We start from the raw sequence: 20,116 nt of genomic DNA, 5'->3' as shown, positions 1-20,116 counted from the left end.
CCCAGACTCATCAATAATAAGTAATCAGCAATCAGTAATGAGTAATATCCAACGTATGCTATCATTACTAGTTACCTATTATTACTCATTACTCATCTCTACACAACAATATTGTCACTCCGTAGGAGTCTAAACAATCCGGGATTGTATTATATCATTTTCCTCAACGGATGTCTTACCAAACAATAAGTTTTGGCTAAAGCCTATAGAAAGAAATTTTAAATAGAACGGACTCCCTTCGTTTAGGCTCAGGATTATAACCCGTTTCTATTGAATAGGATAAAACTACTATTCATAATCTCAACCTCATAAAGTATAACGCGGATCCCGAATCCCGAAACTCTAAACTCATCATTCATCACTTATCATTCATCATTAATGTCCTCCTAGCCCCGATAGCAATGGTTACCCCGCAGCTTGGATTGGCGAGTGGGTGGATCTGAGCGTGGGAGCGTGCAGGCGTGAGGAGTATGAATGAATAGCGGGATACAGCTCCTTGAAATATCTTGTTGTTATTTACCAAACTATTTCCCTGTATAAACGAGTTTTACTGGAATAAATTCAATAAGTTTGTAGGAGTTTTCCAAAAATAATTATAATGTCAGGAAATATTCTGATCATCGATGATGAGATCAAGCTCCTTAAACTCCTAGGAATGATCCTTTCCCAAGAAAATTTTAATGTAAAAGAAGCTTCTACTGCACGTTCTGCTATGACGATGCTGGAGCAGTATGAATTTGATGTTGTTCTGAGCGATGTGCGCCTTCCTGATGCTTTTGGGGTAGAGCTGGTTAAGTCTATTAAAGCCAAATATCCTCAGCTGGAAATTATCCTGATGACAGCATTCGGTAATATTACTGATGCAGTGCAAGCTATGAAGAATGGAGCCTATGACTATCTGGTGAAGGGTGATGATAATGAGAAAATAATTCCATTGGTGTATAAGGCTCTTGACAAGGTAAAAGACAACAAGTCAAGGATGGTTCAGCAGATTGTAACGAAAGGTTTTGACCAGATTATTGGTAAGTCACCTTTAATTTTACAAGCTAAAAAACTGGCAGAAAAAGTGGCTCTAACGGATGCAGCAGTTCTTCTTACAGGAGAAACAGGGACTGGTAAAGAGGTTTTTGCGAGTGCTATTCATGAAGGCAGTGACAGAAAGAAGAATAGTTTTGTGGCCATCAATTGCTCTGCATTTAGTAAAGAGATTCTTGAAAGTGAGCTCTTTGGCCACAAACAGGGGGCTTTTACAGGGGCGATAAAGGATAAAAAAGGATTGATTGAAGAAGCTAACGGAGGGACTTTGTTTTTGGATGAAATTGGTGAAATGCCTATAGAACTTCAGGCGAAGTTACTCAGAGTTTTGGAAACCAAGGAATTCATCAAAATGGGGGAAACAAAAGTTTCAAGATCCGATTTTAGATTAATTGCAGCTACCAACAGGGATCTGGAAGGTGAAATAAAGCAGGGTAATTTTAGAGAAGACCTTTATTTCAGACTGAACGTCTTTGAGATCACTCTTCCGGCTTTAAGAGACAGAAAAGAAGATCTGAAGGCACTTGCGAAGAACTTTGTTGATATTTTTTCACATAAACTTCACCTGTCTTCTGTTCAGGTTGATCCGGATTATTATAAAGCTTTAGAGAAAAATGATTGGAAAGGGAATATCCGTGAGTTGAGAAACGCTGTAGAACGGAGTTTGATTTTAATGGATAACAATATTCTGGATGCAGAAAGTCTTCCTCATTATTCTGAAAAAAATACTAAAGAAAGTGATTCTTTAAGTATCAGATCACTGGAAAAAATACATATACAGAAAGTTCTGCAGTATACAAAAGGGAACAAAGCAGAAGCAGCCCGTCTACTTGAGATTGGTATTGCCACATTATACCGTAAACTGGAAGAATACGGATTAAAATAAATCTTTTATCATTTTAATAAAGAGCCTATCATTTTGATAGGCTTTTTTGTTTTAGCAGATGTTGTGTTTTTGTTGTAAGTGTTTTTATTTCAATTGTTTAAATGTTTTTATTTTAAAGTGGACTTTCTTTTGGCATATAGTCTCTGAATAAAATATTTAAAAATGACAATTTCAAGAAAAACGTTTAAAAAACGGGAGCATTCAACTTTTAGTCTGCTGATTGTATCGTATGTATTACTGACTCTTTTAACCCTAATGATTAAGATATGATGCTTATAAGTTTAATTCTGCTTTTCGCAGTATTGTTTTGGCTTTTATATAAATCAGTTGAATTTTTTGATAGAATATAAATTATGTGGAGTTTATTTTTCCTCTCAATACTTGCCTTTGTGTATATCTGTTATGTTTTAATTAAACCTGAAAAATTTTAATTGGTCATGAATACAGAAATTTTAGGCATTATAGCAATGTTTGCTGTCACGTTAGTTATAGGAATATTTTTAGGTAAATACATAGCTAATGTTTATGGATACAAAAAAACTTTTCTTGATCCGGTTTTTGAACCTGTTGAAAAGTTAATTTATAAAATATCGGGTATTAATCCTACCCGTCAGATGAATTGGAAACAGAATATGTACGCCATGCTGGCCATTAATCTGATCTGGTTCATCATTGGTTTTCTTCTCTTAATGAATCAGGCCTGGCTTCCTTTAAATCCAGATGGAAACCCGAATATGTCGCCCGATCTGGCTTTTAATACTACCATTTCATTCTTAGTTAACTGTAATTTACAGCACTATTCAGGAGAAACAGGAGTAAGCTATCTGAGCCAGCTTTATCTGATGTTTTTACAGTTTGTAACGGCAGCAACAGGAATGGCGGCAATGGCGGTTCTTTTCAAAGCTTTTAAAGAAAAAACAAGCACAGAATTAGGGAATTTCTATGATTTTTTCACAAAATCAATGATCAGAATCTTGGTTCCAATAAGTGTAATTGTTGCTTTAATTCTTTCCATCAACGGAAGCCCGATGACTTTCGAAGGGAAAGATCACATCATAACACTGGAAGGTCAGAAAGCTGATGTTTCCAGAGGTCCTGTATCCGCATTTGTTGCGATCAAGCATTTGGGAACCAATGGAGGTGGATTTTTCGGAGCAAACTCGGCACATCCGCTTGAAAACCCTAATTATATCACCAATATGACAGAGATGGTTACTCAGATGATCATTCCTTTTGCATTGGTATTTGCCCTTGGTTTTTATCTGAAAAAAAGAAAACTTTCATGGGTGATTTTTACTGTAATGACTGTCGGTTTCCTGGCGCTTACCATTCCGAATGTTGTGAATGAAACAGGAGGAAATCCTCTGATTACACAAATGGGAACAGACAACAGTCTGGGAGCAATGGAAGGCAAAGAAATACGCTTCGGAAGTGCTTCATCTGGTTATTGGAGTATTGCAACTACAGTTATTTCCACAGGATCTGTGAATTCTATGCATGACAGTACAATGCCGCTTTCAGGGATGAATGAGCTGCTTGCGATGATGATCAACTGTTTCTACGGAGGCTGTGGAGTCGGGATTCTGAACTATTTCATCTTTATTATTCTGGCAGTATTCATCAGTGGTCTGATGGTAGGAAGGACTCCTGAATTTATGGGTAAAAAGATTGAAGCCAAAGAGATGAAGATCGCGATGATTGTGGCTTTATTCCATCCTTTCTTAATTCTTGCAGGAACAGCTTTAACAGCTTACTTACCTGAGTTTGGAGCAAAAACACTGAACAATCCTGGCTTCCATGGTTTTAGTGAAATGCTGTACGAATTTACTTCTTCAGCAGCCAATAACGGATCAGGATTCGAAGGACTTGGAGATAATACACCTTGGTGGAATATTTCAACGGGAATTGTACTGTTACTATCCAGATTCATTCCGATTATTGGACCGGTAGCGATTGCAGGACTATTGGCACAGAAGAAATACATCCCTGAAAGTTCCGGAACCCTAAAAACAGATACAGCTACTTTCGGATTTATGACACTGGCAGTGATTCTACTGATTGCAGCACTATCTTTCTTTCCTGCATTGACATTAGGACCTATCGCAGAGCAGATCCAGTATTTCTCAAAATAAATGTGAACATTAAAAATTACAATCAATATTCAACCATTAAGGAAGCTAAAGTTTGAGGAAGCTAGTCTGACACTTACTGAAACGTTCACTTAATATTATCCATATCTATCCTTATTATTTGGCAGACCTTGATGGTGATTATTGATTTACAATGATATAAACTCTTTCAAAAAAATGAAAAATCAGTCACAAACATTGTTTCAAAGAGATTTGGTAAACGAAGCGATCAAACAGTCTTTCGTAAAGCTGAATCCGAAAATTATGTTTAAAAATCCAGTAATGTTCCTGGTGGAAGTCGGAACAGTTGTCATGTTTATCGTGAGCATGTTCAGCCTTACTGGTGATAAAAGCCAGGGAAGCTTTTCCTATAACTTTTTAGTATTTATTATTTTATTTTTCACGGTTCTGTTTGCCAATTTTGCAGAAGCTATTGCAGAGGCAAGAGGAAAAGCACAGGCGGATACCCTAAGAAAAACAAGGGAAGAAACTCCAGCCAAATTTGTGGTTGATAACAAACCCGGATTTCAGGTAGAAACAATGCTGAAAATGTCTGCTGAGATGAAATTAGGGGATATTTTCCTTTGTGAAGCCGGAGATCAGATCCCAATGGATGGTGAGATCATTGAAGGTCTGGCTACCATTGATGAATCTGCAATTACCGGAGAAAGTGCTCCTGTAATCCGTGAAGCCGGAGGAGATAAAAGCTCTGTAACAGGTGGTACAAAAGTACTTTCAGACAGAATTAAAGTAAAAGTGACAACAAGACCCGGAGAATCCTTCTTAGATAAAATGATTGCCCTTGTAGAAGGAGCATCAAGACAGAAAACACCCAACGAAATCGCATTAACTATACTTTTAGCAGGATTTACGCTTACATTTATTATTGTTACCCTCACTTTAAAGCCTTTTGCAGACTACGCGCAGACTCCGATTACCATAGCGGCATTTATATCTCTTTTCGTTTGTCTTATTCCGACAACAATCGGAGGTCTGCTTTCTGCAATCGGGATTGCGGGGATGGACAGAGCACTGAGAGCGAATGTGATTACCAAAAGTGGTAAAGCTGTAGAAACAGCAGGAGATATTGACGTTCTGTTGCTGGATAAAACCGGAACAATCACTATTGGAAACCGTAAGGCAACCCAATTCCATCCAGCTAATGGAATTCAGCTTGAAGATTTCATTAAAGCTTCGGCATTAAGTTCTGTAGCTGATGAAACACCGGAAGGAAAATCAATCATTGAACTGAGCGCTTTGAAATCTGAAGACTTGTTGGTTCCTAATCCTACTTATATTGATTTTACAGCAGAGACCAGAACTTCAGGGATCGATTTTGAAGAAACAAGAATCCGTAAAGGAGCTTATGATACCATAAAAAAACTGACTGAAAAAGCCGGGAATATCTTCCCTCAGGAAACCCAGGACGCAGTAACCAAAATTTCTGAAAATGGCGGAACTCCTCTTGTAGTTGCTGTTAATGAAAAAGTATGGGGCGTTATTGAACTTCAGGATATCATCAAAACAGGAATTCAGGAGCGTTTCCAGAGACTGAGAAAAATGGGCGTGAAAACGGTAATGGTAACCGGAGATAATCCCCTGACTGCCAAATTTATCGCAGAAAAAGCCGGAGTAGATGACTTTATTGCCGAAGCCAAGCCTGAAGATAAAATGAATTACATCAAAAAAGAACAGCAGGAAGGTAAGCTGGTAGCCATGATGGGTGACGGTACCAATGATGCGCCGGCACTGGCACAGGCCGATGTAGGCGTAGCAATGAACAGCGGAACACAGGCAGCGAAAGAAGCCGGAAACATGGTAGACCTTGATAATGACCCGACAAAGCTGATCGAAATTGTGCAAATCGGGAAGCAGCTGCTGATGACAAGAGGAACCTTGACGACTTTCAGTATTGCAAACGACGTTGCAAAATATTTTGCCATTATTCCTGCGCTCTTTATCACTTTTATTCCTTCGCTTCAGAAGCTTAATATTATGAACCTTCACAGTCCGGAAACCGCCATATTATCGGCTGTTATCTTCAATGCGATCATCATTCCGTTTTTGATTCCGCTGGCGTTGAAAGGCGTGGCTTATAAACCAATTGGTGCAAGTGCCTTATTGAGAAGAAACCTTTTGATCTACGGTCTGGGCGGAGTAATTGTTCCGTTTATTGGGATCAAAATCATTGATCTGGTAATCAGTTTATTCTATTAAAATTAAAAAAATGAAAAATCATATTGTTTCAGCATTGAGATTAACTCTTGTAATGTTGGTGGTTACAGGTATTTATCTGGCTGTTGTATACGGAGGTTCTAAAATACTTCCCAACAAAGGAAACGGAGAAATTGTGTATGATAAAGGGCAGAAGTTTTATGCCAATATCGGACAGGAATTTAAATCTGAAAATTACTTTCATGGCCGACCTTCCTCAGTCAATTATAATGCTGCAGGAAGTGGAGGAAGCAACAAAGGTCCAAGCAATGAAGAATATCTGGAAACGGTACAAAAAAGAATTGACACTTTGAAAATGAACAATCCTGAAATGGGAGGTGTAAAAGTTCCTGTAGAACTGGTGACAGCAAGTGGAAGCGGTCTGGATCCTGATATTTCTGAAGAAGGAGCTTTGTATCAGGCAAAGAGAATTGCAAAAGTGAGAAGCCTTTCTGAAGAGCAGATCAAAAATTTAATTAATACTCAAACTGAGAAGCCATTGTTAGGACTTTTCGGGCCATCAAAAGTAAATGTTCTGAAGCTTAATATTGCTTTGGATCAATTAAAATAATAAATTTAATAATCAATCATGTCAAGGTTTTAAATCTTGACATGATTCACATACCTTACAATAAAAGTGAAAAAATATCTAGCTATAAGTGCACTATTAGGATTGTTTTTAACAAAAGCACAGTCATCAGATTCATTGAAAACAGATAATAAAGTTACATTTTCCGCTTATGCAGAACTCTTTTATACCTACGATTTTAATGAGCCGGGTAATCATATGCGTCAAAACTTTTTATATTCCTATAACAGGCATAATGAAATGAACCTCAATCTGGGATTGGTTAAAGCCAACTATCAGAGTGAAAATCTCCGTGCCAATGTAGCTTTAATGGCTGGAACTTATGCCCAGGATAATATGGCTGCTGAACAAAATGCACTGCGCTATGTAAACGAAGCCAATGTAGGGATCAAAATCTCGAAAAATAAAAATTTATGGATTGATGCAGGGATCATGCCTTCTCATATTGGCTGGGAAAGTGCTATAGGAAAGGATAATATCAATCTGACCAGAAGTTTTGCCGCAGAAAATTCTCCTTATTTTGAAACAGGTGCTAAAATTTCTTATACCTCAGATAACGGGAAATGGTTTTTAAGCGGATTAGTCCTGAATGGCTGGCAACGTATCGCTAAACCGGAAGGAAACCAAAGTATTTCTTTCGGACATCAGGTGACTTATAAACCAAGTGAAAAAATCACGCTGAACAGCAGCTCGTTCATCGGGAATGATAAAGCAAAGGATGATAAAAGAATGCGCTATTTCCATGATTTGTATGGAAGTTTCCAGCTGACAGAACAATTTTCTGCGGTGTTGGGATTTGATATCGGAGCGGAGCAGAAATCAAAAGGAAGCGAGCAGTATAACATCTGGTACAGCCCGAATATTCTCATGAAATACCAGTTTGACAACAAATGGGCACTGGCTGGAAGATTAGAATATTACAATGATAAAAATGGAGTTATTATCAACACCGGAACTCCAAATGGATTTCAGTCCTTTGGATATTCTCTCAACGTAGATTATGCGATCTTTAAAAACGTGGTTTTCCGTACAGAGGCAAGAGGTTTTACTGCTAAAGATGCCATTTTTGCAAAAAATGATGAATTTAAAAAAGGAAATTTCTTCATTACAACAAGCCTTGCAGTCTGGTTTTAGAAATCAGTTTAACCACGATTAAAGGTGTTTAAAGTAAAATTAAAAAGAATAAAATCAATGTCATCAGCAAAAGATTTTTTAGAACTTATCCAGAAATCCCGTAAAGGAAAATTCAAAATTTATATCGGGATGAGTGCAGGTGTAGGAAAGAGTTTCCGTATGCTTCAGGAAGCACATTCTCTTTTGCGAAATGGCATTGATGTAAAGATTGGGTATATTGAAACCCATGGCCGTGAAGAAACCGAAGCTCTGGTAGAGGGGCTTCCTCAAATTGAAAGAAAATCGGTTTTTTATAAAGGAAAGAATCTTGAAGAAATGGATCTTCAGGCTATCATTAATGAACATCCTGAAGTCGTTTTGGTTGACGAGCTGGCTCATACCAATGTAGAAGGTTCTAAAAATAAAAAAAGATGGCAGGATGTACTGGAAATCCTGGATAACGGGATCAATGTCATCAGTGCCATGAATATCCAGCACATTGAAAGTCTGAATGAAGAGGTAAAGAAAATTACAGGAGTAGAAGTAGCAGAGAGGGTTCCGGATAAAATACTGGCACTCGCCGATGAAGTGGTGAATATAGACCTTACCGCTGATGAACTGCTGACCCGTTTAAAAGAAGGAAAGATTTACAAAAAGGAAAAAATTCAGACTGCGCTCAGCAATTTCTTCCAAAGCGGACATATTCTCCAGCTTCGTGAGCTGGCTTTAAAAGAAGTGGCTACCCATGTGGAAAGGAAGGTAGAAACTGAGATTAAAACTGAAAATTTTAAACCCATAAAATTTCTTGCCTGTATCAGCAGCAATGAGAGAATTGCCAAAACAATTATCAGGAAAACAGCGAGATTAGCCAGTTACTATAACAGTCCATGGACTGTTTTGTACGTTCAGAAACCTTCTGAAAATCCGGAAAAAATTGCACTCGATAAACAGCGGTATTTAATTAATAATTTTAATTTAGCACAGGAATTAGGGGCAAAAGTAGTCCGGATCAAAGAAAGCAGTGTTCATAACGGAATTCTGGAATATGTGATTGCTCATAATATCACAACGGTCTGCATTGGGAAGCCTCATGCCAGTTTCTGGCAGCGGATGTTGGGGTACAGCTGGATCTATACTCTGATGAACAGATTGAATGAGAGACAGATAGATATTATTATTTTATCTTAAAAAATAATGAAACTTAAAACGAAACTTACCTTAGGCGTTGGCCTTTTATTTCTGCTGATCGTTCTGCTTTCAGTGATAGGTTCTGTATATATTAATAAATTAAAATCCGATACTGAAAAGATCCTTACTGCCAATTACAACAGTCTGGAGTTTTCCAAAAATATGCTTCTGGCACTGGATAATATCAGTACAGACAGTACCGTTGCGGTAGCAGATTTTCAGAAAAATAATAAACTTCAGGAAAAAAATCTTACTGAATTCGGAGAAAAAGAAGCCACTCAGAATCTGAATCTTCATTTCAACAGCTACCTGAAAGCTCCTGATATTCATAAAGAGAAACTCATCCGTGAAGATCTGGCCAAGATTATGTCTTTAAATATGAAAGGGATAGAACGAAAGAGTGATATCGCGATCATTACGGCAGAAAATGCCACTTTCTGGATTGTAAGTTTAGGAACGGTGTGCTTTCTGATTGCTTTTATTTTGCTTTTCAATTTACCACAAACGATTGCAGAGCCAATCAATCAGTTAACCTTCAGTATCAAACAAATTGCTGATAAAAATTATAGTGAAAGAGTTCATTTTAAAGGAAGTGAGGAATTCAACAGCCTGGCAGAATCATTCAACAGTATGGCGGAGAAACTTCAGGAGTACGAAAGCAGTACACTTTCTAAACAACTGATGGATAAAAAACGGATCGAAACATTGGTTAACAATATGCATGATGCGGTGATTGGCCTGGATGAAAATCATTTTATCTACATGATCAATGATGAAGCTTTGAAGATTACGAACCTTCACAAGGAAGAAATTATTGGAAAAACTGCCCATGAAGTAGCCATCAACAATGATCTGATACGTGAACTGCTGAAAAATATAGACCATCCGGTAAAAGATCCTATCAAGATTGTCCGTGATAATAAAGAAAACTATTTTGAACAGGATGTTATCCCCATCAATATTGTTAAAACCGGCGAAAAGGAAAAAAAATATATTGGAAAGGTAATTTTGCTGAGAAATATTACCCCTTTTAAAGAATTGGATTTCGCTAAAACGAACTTCATTGCAACGATTTCCCATGAATTAAAAACTCCAATTTCAGCAATAAAAATGGGCGTACAGCTTCTGGGAAATCAGAAATTTGGGGAACTGAACGAACAACAGCAGGAATTGTTGAAAAGCATTAATGAAGATGGACAGCGTTTACTGGATATTACAGGTGAGCTGCTTAATCTTTCCCAGGTAGAATCCGGAAATATCAGACTTACTGTGGAAAAATGCTCTCCTAAAGACATTGTACAGACCGCTGTTAAAAATGTTGAAAAGCTTGCCGAACAGAAAAATATCTCCATCAGTACAGAATATCTGCTGGAAGATAGTGATGCTGTGACAGCAGATTTTGATAAAACAGTCTGGGTGATGAATAACTTTCTAACCAATGCCGTAAAGCATTCTTTCCAGGATGAAAATATTAAGATCGTGGTAGAAAAACTGAATTCATTGATTCAGTTCAGTATTATTGATACCGGAAGCGGGATTGATGAAAAATACCACCGCCAGATCTTTGACCGCTATTTTCAGGTTCCCGGAGAACATCAGAATGGAACAGGCTTAGGTTTGGCCATTTCAAAAAACTTCATTGAGAAACAACACGGAGAAATAGGAGTGAAGAGTTCTCTGAATAATGGAAGTACTTTTTACTTCAGACTGCCGGTTTCATAAGGATTATTGTTATATTTTAGTGTCATAGAATTTAAAGAACTTATAACGGTGAATATCAAAACTATTGCTTTCTTTTTTGGATTTATAATCGCTAACTTTTGTTATGGTCAACAAGAATTTCGTGAAAATTTTACTTTAAAACTTCCGGTTGATTCTGTGAGGTATTACCAGCAGGAAGTCAAAAAATCTCCTTATTTTGTTAAGGAAAATACTCTGCAAATTTATCCTGGTGAACACTTATTTATTGAAGCAGAGGTTAAAAACGGAAAACTGGGATCTATGAAGGTGGTTAAAAAGAATGTAAACCCGTCAAAGACCATAGAAATAGAGTTTTCACAGGATGTTGAAAATAGAAAACATAAAGGAATGATGCTTCAGGTAAGTAATCCCTTTGATAAAAATCTCTTATATGATGCAATGATGTATACTGTAGGAAAAAGCCAATGGGTTGAAACCTCAATTCTTCCGGTAAAACCGAAGTTAATAGGCTTTGAGTTATGGAACGACGTTATTATTACCCTTGTCCTTCATGACTGGAGATTACAAAACTGACAATCCTATTCTTTATATTTACGATAAAAATTGAAATGAGAAAAACCTTAGGATTTATATTATTTTCAGTTGTATTGAGTATTCAGATTTCTGCTCAGACCTTCACATTAGAACAGTTTAAAGGTTTCAATAAGCTTAGCATGGATGAGTTTAAAAAGGAAATGAAACAGCAAAAGTTCAAGTTTTATGACAGAACTGAAGGGCTTGGTTTCGCTTTAACCGAATATGAAGCCCCCGATTATACCTCAAAAATTGGGAAATTTGAATATGCTGAAGAAAAGTCAGAAGACAGAATTGAATTTGAGTTTAAAACAAAGAAAGAATATGATCAGTACCTTACACTGATTTTAGCCGACGGATATAAACCAACTGAGAGAGGAAAAATCATTACCAAAGAACCATATGTAGATTACTACAAGGATAAAGAACATATCAGGCTGATTCTGCCAAAGACAGGAGAAAGTTCTCCCTATACTATTATTGTTTTTAAGTAAAATATGAATTTTGAGACAGATTCGAAAAACATAAAAAGGCTGCGAATAATTTTCGCAGCCCTTTTTTATAACATTTACAAGTCTACTCTTTAATAAACTTCTGTACAATTACATTCTCTTTCGTGAAAGCTTTTAGAATATAATTTCCTTTGGAAAGTTCTGAAACAGGGATTGAGTTTCCTATTACGCTTAATGAACGGATAATTCTTCCAGCTGTATCATAGATTTCAGCTTTTACAATTTCATTTTTAGATTGAATATTTAAAATATCCCTTACAGGGTTAGGATAAATCGAAATACTGGTGTTTTCCTTATGGGTTTCTGCTGTTGCCAATATATTTTGAACGCTTGTCGTATAAGTATTGGTAATAATCGGATGGTTGTAATCAAAATAGATTTTAGCTGTATTGCTGAAGCTGTTCCCAATATTTAAGGTAGATTTTGTTTTAATCTTAAATGAAATATATCCGTCATTATTGGCATCATCAAAAGGCAGTTGGATGTTTTCAAAGATGAATTCTACGGTATTCGGATTGGTAATTCTTGTAACAAAATTATGACTTCCGTTTAACGCTACCAGGGAAGAAATATCAAATTTAGTAATGTCGATTTCATCTTTCACCACAATATTCTTTGCATTGGCTGTTCCTGTATTTTCAAATCGGATCAGGTAATGCACATAATCTCCCACCTGAATTTGGGTGATAGAAGTTCCTTCCAGACAGGTTTTATCATTGGGATCAAAAGAGTTAACAACCGTTTGGTTTAAAGTAAAGCTATTGTCAGCAGGTGTTTCATCAGTTGCACCATTGATCTGTGCCGTGTAATGTAGAATATCGTCACCATGTAAAGGTGGAGTTTGTGTTGGGGTATTTAGTTTTAAAACTACCGTGATCTCTTTCAACTCTGAAGGAAGAAGATTGGTGAAATTCCATGTTAAAATGCCTGTAGATTGTGTATTGGGAGAAACTGTTGCATTCAGGAAATTCATAAGGTTATCATCGAAATTGAAAACAATATTTCCTGATTGGGTAACTGTTCCTTTGTTTTTGTAAACAATTTTATATTTTGTGTCAAATCCCGGAATAGCAGCTGTAACAGGGATGATTAAGACTTCAAGATCATTGTGCGTTCCGTTGCCCATTAAACAGAAATTTTGAGTCAATGGGCTTATTTGTGCCGGAAAGTTTACTGTCAAAGTACTTGGAGATATCGTCCAATAGGTCGGGTTCTCTAAAATCGGGGTAATCGTATGAGTTCCTGCCTGTAAAGGAATAGAATAATTTCCTGACGAATCAGCGATCATGTTTCCGGAAGCAGAGCCGCTCGTAATCGAAAATTTTTGAAAAGATTTGTTAACATCATTGGGATCACAGCCATTGTTGTTAATATCATATTTTGTAGTACCATTAACTTTATAATAAGTACCACCCGGTGTGAATGAGCAATAAGAATTTAAGTTTATAGTATTGAGAAAGTTCGAAGATAGATAATTACTAATCGGTGCTAAATCATCATTGTCACAACAGATATATTTAAGATTAGGATTGTTATTATTAATATGAAACCAAGATGTGACGTTCAATACAGTTCCTCCGCTTTTCAGGTTAATATTTTTCAGAAGTGCATTGTCATAGATCGTTATATTTTCCAATAAAGGATTCATACTTAAATCCAGTGTTGTAAGACTATTATTTAAAGTACTAAACTGTCTTAAAGCCGGGAAAATAGAAAGATCTATAGCTGTTAAACCTGTAGACTGTAACCCGAGAGATTCTATGTTCGTTGTACCGACCAGAGATAAGGTGGAAATCGGACTTTGTGAAAGATATACCGTATCTAAATTTTGTAAATTATGTAACTGAAGTGTTGTTAAAGCATTGCAGCTATAAATTCCCAGATTATTCAAATTCGTACAACCGGTCAAATTTATATTATTGGTTGAAGAGCTGTTTCTGATTTGAAGCCATTCCAGATTACTCATATTACTAAAATCTAATGATTGAACATTAGTTTTATTGATCTCCAAAGATTTCAAATTAGGACAAAGACTTACATTAATGGCATTGATAGGCTGAGCAGAATTCAAATTATTAATGAGCAGACTTTTTAATGAATTGCTCTGCAGGTTGTAGCCCGTAATATTATTATGCTCGGAAGACATCGTTGCTAAAGATGTACAACCTGCAATATTCAGAGAAGTTAATTGTGAATTATAGTTAATTGCTAAAGCAATGAGATTAGTCATCGTACTTACGTCAACCGCAGATACAGAAGTCCCGAATAGATACAGATCTGTTAAATTAGTAAAGCTTTTAATCCCTTCGATAGACTGAATATATACTCTGTTTCCATAATAAAGATCAGACAGCTTTACAATATTATTAGCTTCACTTTGCTGTATAATACCGTCATTATTGGTATCAACGGGAATACTGCTTCCATACTGATCTTTTGCATAGCCATTGCTGTAATCAGCCGCTAATAAAAAGTTTTTGAAAGCCGGATCAGGGATATTCACATTTTGTGCCTGAAACATCGCAAAAATCATCATAGAAATGATGAGGTAGATTTTTTTCATGTATTATTAGTTAATGGTTATTTGTTGTGATTTGAAAACAAAAATAAACCATTAAGAGGAATATCTTAATGGTTTAGTAAATAATTATTAAAAATAATTGTTATTTCTCAATCAGATCTAGAAACTGCTGCTCATCCAAAATCGTAATTGTTCCGATATCCTGAGCTTTTTTCAGCTTGCTTCCGGCTTTTTCACCTACTACAAGATAGTTGAGGTTCTTGGATACAGCAGAAATATTTTTTCCACCGTGCTTTTCTACCATTTCCTCAGCAGATTCTCTGGTGAATAATGATAGTTTTCCGGTGAAAAGGAAAGTTTTTCCTTCCAGAACATTGGATAGTACTTCATTCGTGCTTTCTCCTTTTACAAGCTGCACACCATAGGATTTTAAACGCTCGATCATCAGTATATTTTCAGAATTCTGGAAGAACTCAACAATGCTTACTGCAATCTTGCCCCCGATATCTTCTACCTGGCAAAGCTCTTCAACAGTTGCATTCTTTAATTCCTCAATAGTCGGGAAGTTTTTGACCAGTTTCTTGGCAACTGTTTCTCCCACATGTTTGATCCCGATTCCGTATAATACTTTCTCAAAAGGAATTTCTTTAGATTTTTCAATTCCTGTAATAATATTCTGAGCAGATTTCTCAGCCATTCTTTCCAAAGGAAGAAGCTGTTCTTTCGTTAAAACATAAAAGTCTGCAGGATTCTCAATTAATTTTTCTCTGTAAAGCTGTTCAATAGTTTCGCTCCCCAGATTATCAATATTCAAAGCTTTTCTGGAAACATAATGAATCATTCTTCCCACTACCTGTGGCGGACAGTGAAGTTCATTCGGACAGAAATGAATAGCCTGGTCTTCAATCTTTACCAGCTCAGTACCACATTCAGGACAATGTTTGATGTATTCTATTTCCTTGCTTTCTTCCGTTCTTTTATCAGTATTTACGCCTACAATTTTCGGAATAATTTCTCCCCCTTTTTCCACATACACAAAGTCGTTTTCATGAAGATCCAGTTTCTTGATGATATCCTCATTATGGAGAGAGGCTCTTTTTACGATCGTTCCGGCCAGTAAAACAGGCTTAAGGTTGGCAACAGGAGTAATAGCACCCGTTCTTCCCACCTGATAAGATACACTTTGAAGCTCTGTTTCTACCTTTTCTGCTTTAAATTTATAAGCCATTGCCCAACGGGGAGATTTGGCAGTATAACCAAGCTGTCTTTGCTGTTGTAATGAATTAACCTTCAATACAATCCCGTCAATTTCAAAAGGCAGATTATGGCGTTCAGTATCCCAGAATGTAATAAATTCCTGTACCTCAGCCATCGTTTTACATAATTTTGCCTGCTGAGAAGTTTTGAATCCCCAGCTTTGAGCCTTTTGAAGCAGCTCCCAATGGGTTTCTGCCGGAATATCTTCAGAGATAAACTGATACAGTACTGAAGAAAGTCCACGCTTTCTTACCTCAGCACTGTCCTGCATTTTCAGGCTTCCACTGGCGGTATTTCTAGGATTCATGAAAGGATCAAGACCTTCCTCTTCGCGCAGTACATTAAGTTTATCAAAGTTTTTTCTGGTCAGATAAATTTCTCCGCGCATAAAAAACTGAGCAGGGAAATCACCTTTTAAAGTCAGAGGAATGTCTGAAATGGTACGTACATTCGGAGTAATTTCGTCTCCCTGGAAACCATCTCCACGGGTAACAGCCTGTGACAGTTTTCCGTTTTCATAAAGAATAGAAATGGAAGCACCGTCATATTTCAGCTCGGCTACAAATTCTACAGGGTCTTCAATGGTTTTGATAATTCTCTTTTCCCAGTCTTCAAGATCATCAAAATCATAAGAATTATCCAGAGAGTACATTCTGAATTTATGCTGAATGGTAGGGAAAACCTTAGTGACACCACCACCTACACGTACCGTAGGCGAGTTCTCATCATAAAATTCCGGATACTTGGCCTCCAGATCCTGAAGTTCCTGCAGAAGCATGTCGAATTCAAAATCTGTAATGGTGGGAGTATCCAGTTGATAATAGTTGTCGTTATGCTGGTGAAGCTCTTTGCGGAGCTGTTCTATCTTTTGTTGAATGTTTTCAGACATTGCTTTTCTATCTTTTGAGCAAAAATAACCAAAGTAATTGCATTTAAAAAATAACAGAATAAAATAGTACAGGAAAATTAAAAATATGTAACATGCTTTAATAGGTTGATTGTGTTGTAAATAAAACACTTGTTTAAAGTAATTTAACATAACGTTCTGATTTAATTAAAAAAATGTTAAAGCTTTCTTAAACACCCAGCCTTTAAAGTCAAAATACCTTTGCACATCTGATTGAAAGAAACCTCAACGTGATCTATTAACATGAAAATCAAAGAGGTTTCCTGATGAACATCAAAAAATTAATCATAAAGATCTTCGGAAGAAATGAAAAAAGTAAAGATTGTACTGGGATTATTGTTTTTAGGGCTTGGGACAATGGCGTATGCACAGACCACACAGGCTTCTATTGTAGGGAAAGTTACCGGACCGGGAAGTACGGCTCAGGAAAAAGTGAAAGTAACGATTGTGAATGAGTCTACAGGATTCAAAACGGAAACGGAAACAAACTCAAAAGGGGAGTATATTTTTAAGGAAATTCCTCTTGGAGGCCCTTATACAGTTATTGTAAACGATGATAAAAAAGAAGGTTACAATGTGAACTTTGGAGATCAGGTTACTGTAAATATGGATCTTGGCAGCGAGAAACAAATTGAAGAAGTAAAGATTACGGGAAATCTTAAAAACAAGATCGGAAACCTTGGAGCTGCTACAGCAATTTCTGCTAAAAATATCAGTATACTTCCGGTAAACGGACGAAACTTTGCGAATCTTGCCGAATTATCACCATTAAGCGGAAAAGGCGGAAACCTTTCCGGACAGCTTGGATCTTCTACAAACTTTACTATTGATGGAATGACAGCTAAAAACCCTACTTCTGCAGGAGCTACTACCAGCCGAAGTGGTGCACCATTCTCCATCTCCATTGAAGCGGTACGTGAATTCAAAATTACGACCAACCAATATGATGTGACATTGGGAAGAAGCGGAGGAGGAACCGTAAGTGCCGTTACCAAATCAGGAACCAATAAATTTTCAGGAAGTGCCTGGGAATATTTAAGAACCAACTGGCTTTCCAGTCCGTATGATATCAGAGGAAACAAAAGAGATAATGATTTCTCTACTTCTCAGTTCGGATTTTCATTGGGAGGTCCCATCATTAAAAATAAATTACATTTCTTCGTAGCCTGGGATCACCAGCTGGATTCAAGACCTTTGATCATTGCCGATATCAAATCTCCTGATGATGAGAAGAGATTCAATACAACAACTCAGACGCTAAATCAATTTGTGGATATTGCAAGAGCAAAATATGGAGTGGGAAGCGGTCCTCAGTTTGGAAGTTTTGACAAAGTAAGAAACTCAGATGCAGGATTTTTACGTTTAGACTGGCAGATCAATGAGAAGCACTTATTAACATTAAGAAATAACTTCACCTATGACCTTAATAAAAACGGGTTGGGTGATAATACCAATATCAATTTCTTTGAATCTTACGGAAACGACAAAAATCTTGATAACAGCTTATTGTTAACCTTAAGATCAAATCTGAAACCTAATTTAACCAATGAATTAAAGGCTCAGTATCTTTATACTTTCCAGGACAGTTACCAGAACAATCAGCTGGGGAAACCTGTTCCAAGAGCGATTGTTGAAGGAGTAGCTTCAAGTGCCGGATCTACCAATATTCAGATCGGAGGACACCGTTTTGCTCAGGAAAGCTTTAGAAATAATGTATTCCAGATTGTAGATAACTTGTACTATAATACAGATAAGGTAAAATATACTTTCGGAGCTGATTTGATGTATACAACTGCAAAATCGGTCTACGGAAGTGAAGTAAACGGAAGATTCCACTTCCAGGGAATGGGTAACTTTGATGCGATGACCCCTTACAGATTCTATAGAGAAGTTCCTTTGATGGAAGATCCTTCTGTAAGATCAAATATCTGGAATCTCGGTGTCTATGGACAGTTTCAGACGAAAGTGGCAAAAGGTCTTGACTTAATGGCTGGTTTGAGATTAGACTATGGAGGGTATCCTAAAGCAGAATTCAACCAGAAACTGTTTGATGAGATGGGAATCAGAACTGATAATCAGATCAAATCATTTGTGATTCAGCCAAGGTTTCAGTTTGACTGGAATATCAATGAAGGAAATAAAGACTTCCTGAAGTTCGGTGCCGGAATTTTCTCTTCCGATATCAACAATTATATGATCATCAACAACCTTGTATTCGATGGAAAACATTTGGCTACAGTGGATGTAACGGCTAAAGATGTTCCGTTCCCGGATTTTAACAGTTATAGAGATGATTACAATTCGGTTCCTTCACTTTCTCAGAAGCAGATTCCAACCATCAATTATACAGGGAAAGATGCAAAAATTCCAATCGTTTATAAAGCAAATATCTCTTATACTCACTTCTTCAATGAAAGATTCAGAGCAGGAATTGCAGGATACATGGCTTTAGGTAGAAACAACTACTATTATTACGACAGAAACATGGTGGCAAATCCTTTCTTTACATTGGCTAATGAAGGCGGAAGAGGTGTATTCATTCCTACAGGTGCCATTACGAATAATGCCAATAACAGTGTAAGTTTCGACTGGAAACAGGGAAGAATCAATAATAATTTCGGAAGAGTATTGGAATTGGTGAGTGATGGTAAAGTAAACCAGTTCTCATTCGTCATAGATACAAGTTATCGTTATTGGAAAGACGGAGAAATCACAGCGAGTTATACATGGTCTGATATCAAAGACAATACCTCTTACAACGGAAACGTAGCGAACTCAGCGACATTGTCCACCATGATTCAAAGTGATCCGAGAGATTTAAGAATGACCTATTCTGATAACCAGTTCCGTAATAAAGTGGTTATTTATGGTAACTCTCCAACCATTGCAGGATTTACCCTAGGAATCAGATACTCAGGAATTGGAGGAACCCGTTTCTCTGCAACAACAGGAGGAAATATCAATGGTGACTTCGTAGATTCCAATGACCTTGCTTTCATCTTCCCGAATCTTACCAAATCCATTCTGGATGATCCACAGGTAGGGCAGGCTCTGAAAGATTATATCAACGAGTATAATGGTAAAATTGCAGAACGTAATGGAGGTAAAAATGGCTTCTATGGCGTTTGGGATGTACGTGTAGCGAAGAAAATTAAATTTGATAAAGTAGGCGCTTTTGAACTTTCTGTTGATATCTTCAATGTGGCAAACCTGCTTAATAAAGAATGGGGCGTAAACAACTCATATGGAAATACTTCTCTGTATAAAGTAACCAAATTTAATAAGGAGACCATGCAGTATGAATATACTAAAAACGTAAGTGGAGGAGGTTTGGTTCCAATGTCTGGAAATCCATACCAGATCCAGATTGGGGCGAAATATTCCTTTTAACAATTATCTTGTGTAACCACTGAAGGCATAAAAGAAAATGAGGCAGCTGTAAATCTTACTTAGCTGTAGTCTGTAAATCTTTTATGTCTTTGTGGTTTTTA

Annotated in this window: 13 protein-coding genes; 11 read left to right on the top strand and 2 right to left on the bottom strand. The window is 36.9% G+C overall.

Going from position 1 to position 20,116, the window contains the following annotated elements:
• Positions 1-598: 598 nt before the first annotated feature.
• The 10 genes from ODR02_RS23205 to ODR02_RS23165 all read left to right on the top strand — a co-directional run bounded on the left by ODR02_RS23205 (position 599) and on the right by ODR02_RS23165 (position 11,922).
• Positions 599-1,921 carry a sigma-54-dependent transcriptional regulator gene (locus ODR02_RS23205; RefSeq protein WP_209785734.1) on the top strand — a complete coding sequence of 441 codons (1,323 nt, stop codon included), beginning with the start codon at positions 599-601 and terminating at the stop codon, positions 1,919-1,921.
• A 353-nt stretch (positions 1,922-2,274) separates the two neighbouring features.
• Positions 2,275-2,352, top strand: coding sequence for a potassium-transporting ATPase subunit F (locus ODR02_RS23625; RefSeq protein WP_077415921.1), 78 nt, complete (start codon positions 2,275-2,277; stop codon positions 2,350-2,352).
• Positions 2,353-2,358: 6 nt separating this feature from the next.
• The gene (gene kdpA / locus ODR02_RS23200; RefSeq protein ID WP_309513684.1) at positions 2,359-4,053 is read left to right on the top strand and encodes a potassium-transporting ATPase subunit KdpA; all 1,695 of its coding nucleotides are present in this window, start codon (positions 2,359-2,361) and stop codon (positions 4,051-4,053) included.
• A 174-nt stretch (positions 4,054-4,227) separates the two neighbouring features.
• On the top strand, positions 4,228-6,267 hold the full coding sequence (gene kdpB / locus ODR02_RS23195; protein WP_309513683.1) for a potassium-transporting ATPase subunit KdpB: 2,040 nt from the start codon (positions 4,228-4,230) through the stop codon (positions 6,265-6,267).
• A 10-nt stretch (positions 6,268-6,277) separates the two neighbouring features.
• Positions 6,278-6,835 (top strand): potassium-transporting ATPase subunit KdpC, encoded by a 558-nt coding sequence (gene kdpC / locus ODR02_RS23190; protein WP_309513682.1) that lies wholly within the window; start codon positions 6,278-6,280, stop codon positions 6,833-6,835.
• Positions 6,836-6,901: 66 nt separating this feature from the next.
• Positions 6,902-7,987, top strand: coding sequence for a porin (locus ODR02_RS23185; protein WP_309513681.1), 1,086 nt, complete (start codon positions 6,902-6,904; stop codon positions 7,985-7,987).
• Between the two features lie 57 nt (positions 7,988-8,044).
• Positions 8,045-9,154, top strand: a complete 1,110-nt coding sequence (locus ODR02_RS23180; protein ID WP_309513680.1) for a sensor protein KdpD — start codon at positions 8,045-8,047, stop codon at positions 9,152-9,154.
• 6 nt (positions 9,155-9,160) lie between these two features.
• Positions 9,161-10,876, top strand: coding sequence for an ATP-binding protein (locus ODR02_RS23175; RefSeq protein WP_209785728.1), 1,716 nt, complete (start codon positions 9,161-9,163; stop codon positions 10,874-10,876).
• A gap of 48 nt (positions 10,877-10,924) precedes the next feature.
• Positions 10,925-11,428, top strand: coding sequence for a hypothetical protein (locus ODR02_RS23170; protein ID WP_331835788.1), 504 nt, complete (start codon positions 10,925-10,927; stop codon positions 11,426-11,428).
• A gap of 35 nt (positions 11,429-11,463) precedes the next feature.
• The gene (locus ODR02_RS23165) at positions 11,464-11,922 is read left to right on the top strand and encodes a hypothetical protein (RefSeq protein ID WP_209785724.1); all 459 of its coding nucleotides are present in this window, start codon (positions 11,464-11,466) and stop codon (positions 11,920-11,922) included.
• Positions 11,923-12,004: 82 nt separating this feature from the next.
• Here the strand turns inward: ODR02_RS23165 and ODR02_RS23160 are convergent, their stop codons facing one another.
• Together ODR02_RS23160 and ligA are read right to left on the bottom strand one after the other, a co-directional pair.
• Entirely contained in the window at positions 12,005-14,503 is a 2,499-nt protein-coding gene (locus tag ODR02_RS23160; protein ID WP_209785723.1) for a DUF7619 domain-containing protein, read from the bottom strand.
• Positions 14,504-14,603: 100 nt separating this feature from the next.
• Positions 14,604-16,607, bottom strand: a complete 2,004-nt coding sequence (ligA, locus tag ODR02_RS23155) for an NAD-dependent DNA ligase LigA (RefSeq protein ID WP_209785722.1) — start codon at positions 16,605-16,607, stop codon at positions 14,604-14,606.
• 324 nt (positions 16,608-16,931) lie between these two features.
• On the opposite strand from ligA, the gene ODR02_RS23150 reads away from it, so the two are divergent.
• Positions 16,932-20,015 carry a TonB-dependent receptor gene (locus ODR02_RS23150; protein ID WP_309513678.1) on the top strand — a complete coding sequence of 1,028 codons (3,084 nt, stop codon included), beginning with the start codon at positions 16,932-16,934 and terminating at the stop codon, positions 20,013-20,015.
• Positions 20,016-20,116 lie beyond the last annotated feature (101 nt).

Source organism: Chryseobacterium sp. CFS2, assembly GCF_036543225.1.
Lineage (GTDB): Bacteria > Bacteroidota > Bacteroidia > Flavobacteriales > Weeksellaceae > Chryseobacterium > Chryseobacterium culicis_A.
The sequence above is the reverse complement of the archived record's forward strand: the minus strand, read 5'-3'. Positions and strand labels throughout refer to the sequence as shown.